This window comes from Kluyvera sp. (assembly GCF_965301105.1).
Genome location: NZ_CBDKZX010000113.1, coordinates 1 through 9,150 on the forward strand (window position 1 = coordinate 1; position 9,150 = coordinate 9,150).

7 protein-coding genes are annotated in these 9,150 nt (G+C 57.6%); 3 read left to right on the top strand and 4 right to left on the bottom strand.

The annotated features are described in order from the left end of the window. Window positions 1-774 (top strand): FAD-dependent oxidoreductase (locus tag ACW14G_RS21130; protein ID WP_455648770.1); only part of this gene is annotated, 774 nt, incomplete at its 5' end. On the opposite strand, the gene oxyR is transcribed toward ACW14G_RS21130, so the two are convergent. The 4 genes from oxyR to argC all read right to left on the bottom strand — a co-directional run bounded on the left by oxyR (window position 757) and on the right by argC (window position 5,312). Continuing rightward, the gene (gene oxyR, locus ACW14G_RS21135) at window positions 757-1,674 is read right to left on the bottom strand and encodes a DNA-binding transcriptional regulator OxyR (RefSeq protein ID WP_249022514.1); all 918 of its coding nucleotides are present in this window, start codon (window positions 1,672-1,674) and stop codon (window positions 757-759) included. The genes ACW14G_RS21130 and oxyR overlap by 18 nt on opposite strands. 277 nt (window positions 1,675-1,951) lie before the next feature. Beyond that, a complete protein-coding gene (gene argH, locus ACW14G_RS21140; RefSeq protein ID WP_249022515.1) occupies window positions 1,952-3,325 on the bottom strand; it encodes an argininosuccinate lyase in 1,374 nt (457 codons plus the stop codon). A gap of 196 nt (window positions 3,326-3,521) precedes the next feature. Beyond that, complete coding sequence (argB, locus tag ACW14G_RS21145) at window positions 3,522-4,295, bottom strand: acetylglutamate kinase (protein WP_163448620.1); 774 nt, start codon at window positions 4,293-4,295, stop codon at window positions 3,522-3,524. 12 nt (window positions 4,296-4,307) lie between these two features. Then, window positions 4,308-5,312, bottom strand: coding sequence for an N-acetyl-gamma-glutamyl-phosphate reductase (argC, locus tag ACW14G_RS21150; RefSeq protein WP_064540313.1), 1,005 nt, complete (start codon window positions 5,310-5,312; stop codon window positions 4,308-4,310). A 153-nt stretch (window positions 5,313-5,465) separates the two neighbouring features. On the opposite strand from argC, the gene argE reads away from it, so the two are divergent. Continuing rightward, window positions 5,466-6,617 carry an acetylornithine deacetylase gene (gene argE, locus ACW14G_RS21155; RefSeq protein WP_064540316.1) on the top strand — a complete coding sequence of 384 codons (1,152 nt, stop codon included), beginning with the start codon at window positions 5,466-5,468 and terminating at the stop codon, window positions 6,615-6,617. 312 nt (window positions 6,618-6,929) lie between these two features. Next, window positions 6,930-9,150: phosphoenolpyruvate carboxylase (gene ppc, locus ACW14G_RS21160; RefSeq protein ID WP_455648771.1), on the top strand; the 2,221-nt coding region annotated here is incomplete at its 3' end.

Below are 9,150 nucleotides of genomic sequence, written 5' to 3' on the forward strand. Positions count from 1 at the left end.
CGTCTGCTGGCCTTCCTCGATCAGGAGATGTCAGACTCGCTTTCTTATCACTTCTGGAACAGCGGCGTGGTCATTCGCCACAACGAAGAGTACGAGAAGATTGAAGGCGTGGACGACGGCGTGATCATGCACCTGAAGTCCGGCAAAAAGCTCAAGGCCGACTGCCTGCTGTTTGCCAACGGCCGTACCGGCAACACCGACTCACTGTCGCTGGAAAATATTGGCCTACAGGCCGATGGCCGCGGCCAGCTGAAAGTGAACAGCATGTACCAGACCGCCCTGCCACATGTCTATGCCGTCGGCGACGTAATTGGTTATCCGAGCCTGGCCTCTGCTGCCTACGATCAGGGACGTATTGCTGCCCAGGCGCTGATGAAAGGTGAAGCCACCGCACACCTGATTGAAGATATTCCGACCGGTATCTATACCATTCCGGAAATCAGCTCTGTTGGCAAAACCGAACAGCAACTGACCGCCATGAAGGTGCCGTACGAGGTCGGACGCGCCCAGTTTAAACACCTGGCGCGAGCGCAAATCGTCGGGATGAGCGTGGGGAGCCTGAAAATCCTGTTCCACCGGGAGACGAAGGAGATCCTTGGCATTCACTGCTTTGGCGAACGCGCGGCCGAAATTATTCACATCGGCCAGGCGATCATGGAGCAGAAAGGTGGCGGTAACACCATTGAGTACTTCGTTAACACCACCTTTAACTACCCGACGATGGCGGAAGCCTATCGGGTTGCGGCGCTAAACGGCTTAAATCGCCTGTTTTAACGTCTTGTCGAAATGACCGTCCATCGCCTCACGGACGGTCTCTGCCAGCTGCTCATAGCGGCTGCGCAGCGGCGATCCAGGTCGATAGACCAGCCCAACGGTGCGGCGCGGCTCCGGCTTAATGCATGGCAGGTAAACGACACCATCGCGTTTACGCTCATGCGGCACGGCCAGCGCTGGCAGTAAGGTAATACCGCTGCCCGCCGCCACCATATTGCGCAGCGTTTCCAGACTGGTCGCGCGGAAGTGCGTGTCTTCATCCGCACCGGCTTCAAAACAGAACCCCATCGCCTGATCGCGCAGGCAGTGACCGTCTTCCAGCATCAGCAATTTCTCACCGGCCAGATCCGACATCGGCACGCGATCGCGCTCAGCCCATGGGTGATCTTCATAGATCGCCAGCATCATCGGTTCGTCAAACAGCGGCACCTCAATAAAGGCTTCGCTCTCTTTCACCAGGGCCAGAATGGCGCAGTCCAGCTTACCGCTATCAAGCTGCGCCAGCAGCTGATGGGTTTGCGCTTCGTGCAGGTACATTTCCAGCTTCGGGAACGTCTGGTGCAGCATTGGGATAATGTGGGGCAGCAGGTACGGGCCAACGGTCGGGATCAGGCCGATATGCAACGGGCCGGACATCGTCTCCCCCTGCTGGCTAGCCATCTCCTTGAGCACTTTGACCTCACGTAGCACGGTACGCGCCTGGTCCACCAGCAGCAGCCCGGCCTGGGTAAACAGCACCTTACGGCTGGTGCGTTCCAGCAGCATAACGCCCAGTTCATCTTCCAGTTTACGAATCTGCCCGCTCAGGGTTGGCTGGCTGACGTGGCAGGAATCTGCCGCCCGGCGGAAATGCCGGTGTTCAGCTAATGCCACCAGGTATTCAAGATCGCGAATATTCATTATTCATCCTCCATCGCCACGATAGTTCATGGCGATAGATAGAATAGCAATGAATGATTATCCCTATCAAGGATTCTGTTTAATAATAGACCACAGAAACAGCGCGGTTCCTTGTTTAACCCTTTGAAGTCGCCGCGTGGATTTCTGAGTTTCTCTCAAAACTCGACTAACTAAAGCCAACATGAACGTTTGCGGGCCCCGTGGCCCGCTTTTTTTGCGCACAAAAAACCCGGCGTCGCTTGCGCTCGGCCGGGCTATCTTTTGGCTATGCAGAGGGCTAGCTCAGGCGCGCCTTCGCGTCGCTAATCGCCTGCGCTACCTGCTTAGGCGAGACGCCGCCTTTTGCCGCACGTTTATCGAGGCAAGATTGCAGAGACAGAATCGGGTAAACGTCATCGCCAATCACCGCGCTGAATTTCTGCAGATCGGCCAACGGCAGATCTTCCAGCGGCTTGCCCTGGGCGATGGCTTCCACCACCGTTTCGCCCACGATGTGGTGCGCTTCACGGAACGGCACGCCTTTAGCGACCAGATAATCCGCCAGTTCGGTGGCGTTGGCGTAGCCCTGCTGCGCCGCTTCCTGGCAACGCGGACGCTTCACCTGAATGCCGTCCAGCACCAGCGCCGCCATATGCAGACAGTCCAGCCAGGTATCCAGCGCGTCAAATACGCCTTCTTTATCTTCCTGCATGTCTTTGTTGTAAGCCAACGGCAGACCTTTGAGGGTCATCATCATGCCGGTCAGCGCACCCTGTACACGGCCACATTTACCGCGGATCAGCTCCAGCGCATCCGGGTTTTTCTTCTGCGGCATCAGAGAAGAGCCTGACGTCACGCGGTCAGAAAGCTCAACAAAGCCCGCTTCACCGGTATTAAAGAAGATCAGGTCTTCCGCGAAGCGCGACAGGTGCACCATACCGATGGAAGCGTTAGACAGCAGCTCCAGCACGTGGTCACGGTCAGACACGCTGTCCAGACTGTTGCGGGTCGCAGACGCGAAGCCCAGCCAGCACGCCAGCTGTTCACGGTCAATTTCATAAGCGGTACCCGCCAGCGCGCCGCAGCCCAGCGGGCTGACGTCCAGACGCTTGAGGGTATCCTGCAGGCGGCTTTCATCGCGCGCCAGCATCTCAACGTAGGCCAGGCACCAGTGAGCAAACGTCACCGGCTGCGCGCGTTGCAGGTGAGTGTAACCCGGCATCACCGCGTCCTGGTTCGCCTGCGCGGTTTCCACCAGCGCGGTTTGCAGCTGACGATTCGCGGCCAGCAGCTCCGCCACGGTGTCTTTGCACCACAGCTTGAGATCGGTCGCGACCTGATCGTTACGGCTACGCCCGGTGTGCAGCTTCTTACCCAGTTGGCCGACCTTATCAATCAGCTTTCCTTCCACCCAGCTATGGATGTCTTCGGCATCGCTTTCCAGGATCTGTTGCGGATTAGCGCGAACTTCTTCCAGCAGCACGCTCAGCGCCGCTTCCAGTTGAGATTGCTCTTCCGCCGTCAGTACGCCAACCGTCACCAGCGCTTTAGACCAGGCTACAGAGCCAACGATATCCTGCTCCGCCAGGCGATAATCAAAGCGTAAAGAGTCGTTGAACTGTTTGAACCGCTGATCTGCTGCCTGAGAAAAACGCCCGCCCCAAAGTGCCATAACATGCTTCCTTAAATTCGTTTATTTATGCCGGGTAGTCTCCGGCCTGAAAACAACCCTCACCCCGGCCCTCTCCCTGAGGGAGAGGGGGAAAACCGTCAGTTCCCTCGTCCCTGTGGAGAGTGGGAGAACTATACCGGCTCCGGCCAGTCCCCTCTCCCCTGTGGGGAGAGGGTTAGGGTGAGGGGAAAATCACTTACGCCAGAATACGCGTACCGATCGGCGTACCGTTAAACAGCGCCGGCAGCTGCTCCGCGTGACGCCATGAAGCGATATCGACCGGGCGGCCCAGCGTGCGTGCCGCATCCAGCGCCGCGTTCACCTTCACAATCATGCCGTCGGTAATAATCCCCTGCTCGATCAGCTGTTCCGCCTTGGCCGCAGTCATTTCCGCAATGCGCTGGCCTTTGCCATCGAGAATACCGCTGACGTCGGAGAGCAGAATGAGATCCGCACCCAGCGTGGCCGCCAGCGCGGTTGCCGCCTGGTCCGCGTTGACGTTCATCAATTGCCCTTCGACGGTCACGCCGATAGAGCTCACCACCGGCAGGAAACCGCCTTCCAGCAGCAGATTAATCAGTTTAGGCGATCCCGGCTGCGCCAGACCAACGTGGCCCAATTCTTCATCCAGTTTAGTGACCTGCACGCTGTCACCGTCGCCGAGGAACAGGCCCACGGAGGCGATTTCATGCTTCTTCGCCCAGGCCAGCAGCGTTTTGTTGGCAGTGCCCGCCAGCGCGCCGGTGATAATGTCGATCTGATCGGCAGGCGTCACGCGCAGGCCATTTTTCTTTTTCACCGGCAGGTTGAGCTGCTTCATCAGCTCATCCACCACGCAGCCGCCGCCGTGGACAATCACCAGCGGGCGTTGATGCGACTCGCGGTAGTTCACCAGCGCGGTAAACAGACGCTCCAGCGCTTCTTCGCTATCCAGCAACACGCCGCCCAGTTTGATAATTAATGGATTCATCGTCATCACACCTTAGATAAGAGACTGCGTCTCAGCGAAGCCGAAACGGATATTGGCGCACTGCACGGCCTGTGCGGCAGCGCCTTTCAATAGGTTGTCTTCGGTCGCCACCACGATCAGGTGCTCGCCCTGCACGGCAAAACCGATATCACAGAACGGCAAGCCGACGACGTTTTTCAGCGCCGGAACACCCTTGTCGTATAAACGCACCATCGGCTTATCGCCGTAGGCCTGCTGTAAGGCTTCCGCCACCTGCGCATGGGTCACGCCCGGTTTCAGGCGGCAGGTGATGGTTTCCAGAATCCCGCGCGGGAAATTGCCCAGGTGCGGGGTGAAAATCACCTCGGCGCCAAGGTGGCTGGCGATTTCCGGCTGATGCCGGTGGGTAAACACGCCGTACGGTTGCAAACTCACTTCACAGAAGCTGTTGGAGATCGCCGCTTTACGTCCCGCGCCGCTCACGCCGCTGGTCGCGTTGATCACCGGCCACTGGGAGAGATCCAGTAAATCGCCGTCGATCAACGGTTTTAAGGAAAGCTGTGCCGCCGTGGGATAACAGCCCGGCACGGCAATCAGCTGCGCCTCTTTCAGCGCTTCGGCGCTCCATTCGGCCAGGCCATATACCGCCTGCGCCAGCAGTTCCGGGTGCTGATGGGTAAATCCGTAATATTTTTCATAGAAGGCGCCGTCGTTCACGCGGAACGCGCCGGAGAGATCAAACACCACGCAGCCCGCCGCGAGGAACTGCGGCGCAAGGTCGTGGCTGACTTCATGAGCGGTGGCGAGGAACACCACATCAACACCGGCGCTGAATTCACTGATGTCGGACATCGGCTGCAAAGGGAGATCAACAATCCCTTTTAGCTGTGGATGCAAATCGGAGATTAACTTTCCCGCATCATTGCTTTGCGCTGAGACCGTCAAAGCGGTTATGTTCATATGAGGATGGCGATTCACATAGGTCACAAGCTCAGCGCCAGCGTAACCGCTCGCGCCCACAATCAGCGTATTCAACATCGGGGCCGTTTACCTTCTTATGTCTGTTTGCCTGATTAAGCGTCGTCACTTCACCCTACCGTTGGTGGGTTTTCTTACGCCTAATGATAATGTATTTTTATTCACAAATACTGCATGAATATTGATACTATCACGACCCGAGGTGTGTCAACAATGAAAAACAATTTACCACCATTTATCGAGATTTACCGTGCGTTGATCGCCACACCGTCCATCAGCGCAACCGAAGAAGCACTCGATCAGAGTAATGCGTCTTTAATCACTCTGCTGGCCGATTGGTTCGCCTCTCTCGGCTTCAATGTTGAGGTGCAGCCGGTTCCCGGCACGCGCAATAAATTCAACCTGCTGGCCAGCACCGGACACGGCGCGGGCGGGCTACTGCTTGCCGGTCATACCGATACCGTACCGTTCGACGACGGGCGCTGGACCCGCGATCCGTTTACCCTGACCGAGCACGATAACAAGCTCTACGGTCTGGGCACTGCCGATATGAAAGGCTTCTTCGCCTTTATTCTCGACGCGCTGCGGGATGTTGACGTGACGCAGTTGAAAAAGCCGCTCTACATTCTGGCGACGGCGGATGAAGAGACCAGCATGGCGGGCGCGCGCTATTTCTCCGAATCCACCGAGCTACGCCCGGACTGCGCTATCATCGGTGAGCCCACCTCATTGCAGCCGGTGCGCGCGCACAAAGGTCATATGTCGAACGCCATTCGCGTCATGGGCCAGTCCGGCCACTCCAGCGACCCGGCGCGCGGTGTGAACGCCATTGAAATCATGCACGACGCCATTGGCCGCGTGATGCAGCTGCGCGACTCGCTGAAAGAGCGCTATCACTATGAAGCGTTCACCGTACCGTACCCAACGCTCAATCTCGGTAGCCTCCACGGTGGCGATGCGTCCAACCGTATCTGCGCCTGCTGTGAGCTACATATGGATATCCGCCCGCTGCCGGGCATGACGCTGAGCGACCTCAACGGTCTGCTGGATGAAGCATTGGAGCCGGTCAGCGCGCAATGGCCGGGCCGCCTGACGGTTAGCGAGCTGCACGCACCGATTCCGGGCTACGAATGCCCGCCAGATCATCAGCTGGTTGAAGTGCTGGAAAAACTGCTCGGCACCAAGACCGAAGTGGTGAACTACTGTACCGAAGCGCCGTTTATCCAGACCTTGTGCCCGACCATCGTCCTCGGGCCAGGCTCGATTAATCAGGCACACCAGCCGGACGAATACCTGGAAACGCGCTTTATTAAGCCGACGCGCGAATTAATTACCCAGGTCGTGCATCACTTCTGCTGGCATTAATGTGTTCTGCCCGGTGACGCTACGCTTACCGGGTCTACCCTCGCCTGCAGGCCGGATAAGCGCAGCGCCATCCGGCATCTCTCCGCCCCCCGATTCCCGCGATCGCCTTCACATTTTCATAAGCATTTCTTATCTGGCACGATGTGAATTAACTTTCGTCAATTGCCGCAATTTATTCGTTTGCTGAAGCGATTTCGCAGCAATTGACGTACGGGTTTTTACGTGGCTTTATAAAAGAGGTGTCTTTATCCCGCCCTTTCGTTCCAAAGGCTGGGATATAACAAAATAAAATGAGATGGGGTGTCTGGGTTAATGAACGAACAATATTCCGCGTTGCGTAGTAATGTCAGTATGCTCGGTAAAGTGCTAGGCGATACCATCAAGGATGCGCTTGGTGAGAACATTCTTGACCGTGTAGAAACGATCCGTAAGTTGTCCAAATCTTCACGTGCCGGCAACGAAGCCAATCGTCAGGAGCTGCTCACCACGCTGCAGAACCTGTCCAACGATGAGCTGCTGCCGGTTGCCCGCGCGTTCAGCCAGTTCCTGAACCTGGCCAATACCGCTGAGCAGTACCACAGCATTTCGCCGAAAGGCGAAGCGGCAAGCAACCCGGAAGTGATTGCCCGTACCCTGCGTAAACTCAAAGACCAACCCAATCTCAACGAAACCACGATTAAACAGGCCGTTGAATCCCTGTCGCTGGAGCTGGTACTGACCGCGCACCCGACTGAAATCACGCGTCGTACGCTGATTCATAAAATGGGCGAAATCAACAACTGCCTGAAACAGCTCGATAATAACGACATTGCCGACTACGAACGCAACCAGGTGATGCGCCGTCTGCGCCAGCTAATTGCTCAGTCATGGCACACCGATGAAATTCGTAAGCATCGCCCAAGCCCGGTAGATGAAGCTAAATGGGGCTTCGCTGTTGTGGAAAACAGCCTGTGGGAAGGCGTACCGAACTATCTGCGTGAACTGAATGAACAGCTGGAAGAGAACCTCGGCTACCAGTTGCCGGTCGATTTCGTGCCGGTACGCTTTACCTCGTGGATGGGCGGCGACCGTGACGGCAACCCGAACGTCACCGCCGAAATCACCCGCCACGTGCTGCTGCTCAGCCGCTGGAAAGCGACCGACCTGTTCCTGAAAGATATTCAGGTGCTGATTTCCGAGCTGTCGATGGTGGAATGCACCGACGAACTGCGCGAGCGGGTTGGCGAAGAAGGCGCGACCGAGCCGTATCGCTACCTGATGAAAACCCTGCGCAGCCAGCTGATGGCCACCCAGGCCTGGCTGGAAGCACGCCTGAAAGGCCAGCGCCTGCCAAAACCAGCCGGTCTTATCAGCCAGAACGAGCAGCTGTGGGAACCGCTGTACGCCTGTTATAAATCACTACAGGCCTGCGGTATGGGCATCATCGCTAACGGCGAGCTGCTCGACACGCTGCGTCGCGTGAAGTGTTTTGGCGTACCGCTGGTGCGTATTGACGTGCGTCAGGAGAGCACCCGCCACACTGAAGCGCTGGGCGAACTGACCCGCTACCTGGGCATCGGCGACTACGAAAGCTGGTCAGAGGCCGACAAACAGGCCTTCCTGATCCGCGAACTGAATTCTAAACGTCCGCTCCTCCCGCGTAGCTGGGAGCCAAGCAACGACACCCGTGAAGTTCTGAATACCTGTAAAGCCATTGTCGATGCGCCAATTGGCTCGGTTGCCGCTTACGTGATCTCGATGGCCAAAACGCCGTCCGACGTGCTGGCGGTTCACCTGCTGCTGAAAGAAGCCGGCATCACCTTCGCGCTGCCGGTCGCCCCACTGTTCGAAACCCTGGACGACCTGAACAACGCCGACGACGTGATGACCCAGTTGCTCAACATTGACTGGTATCGCGGCTTTATTCAGGGCAAGCAGATGGTCATGATCGGCTATTCCGACTCCGCGAAAGATGCGGGCGTTATGGCGGCTTCCTGGGCGCAGTACCAGGCGCAGGATGCGTTGATCAAAACCTGTGAAAAAGCCGGTATTGAACTGACGCTGTTCCATGGTCGCGGTGGTTCTATTGGTCGCGGCGGCGCACCGGCGCACGCGGCGCTGCTCTCTCAGCCTCCGGGAAGCCTGAAAGGCGGTCTGCGCGTGACGGAACAGGGCGAGATGATCCGCTTCAAATACGGTCTGCCGGAAGTCACCGTCAGCAGCCTGTCGCTGTACACCAGCGCGATTCTGGAAGCGAACCTGCTGCCGCCGCCGGAGCCAAAAGAAGAGTGGCGCGGCATCATGGACGAGCTGTCCGATATCTCCTGCGAGATGTACCGCGGCTACGTGCGTGAAAACAAAGATTTCGTGCCTTATTTCCGTTCCGCCACGCCGGAACAGGAGCTGGGTAAACTGCCGCTGGGTTCACGTCCGGCAAAACGTCGCCCAACCGGCGGCGTCGAGTCCCTGCGCGCCATCCCGTGGATCTTCGCCTGGACTCAGAACCGCCTGATGCTGCCAGCCTGGCTGGGTGCCGGCGCGGCGCTGCAAAAAG

Coding starts and splice junctions, on each gene's coding strand:
- argB (WP_163448620.1), bottom strand. CDS start 4,295: ATGAATCCATTAATTATCAAACTGGGCGGCGTGTTGCTGGATAGCGAA.
- argE (WP_064540316.1), top strand. CDS start 5,466: ATGAAAAACAATTTACCACCATTTATCGAGATTTACCGTGCGTTGATC.
- argC (WP_064540313.1), bottom strand. CDS start 5,312: ATGTTGAATACGCTGATTGTGGGCGCGAGCGGTTACGCTGGCGCTGAG.
- argH (WP_249022515.1), bottom strand. CDS start 3,325: ATGGCACTTTGGGGCGGGCGTTTTTCTCAGGCAGCAGATCAGCGGTTC.
- oxyR (WP_249022514.1), bottom strand. CDS start 1,674: ATGAATATTCGCGATCTTGAATACCTGGTGGCATTAGCTGAACACCGG.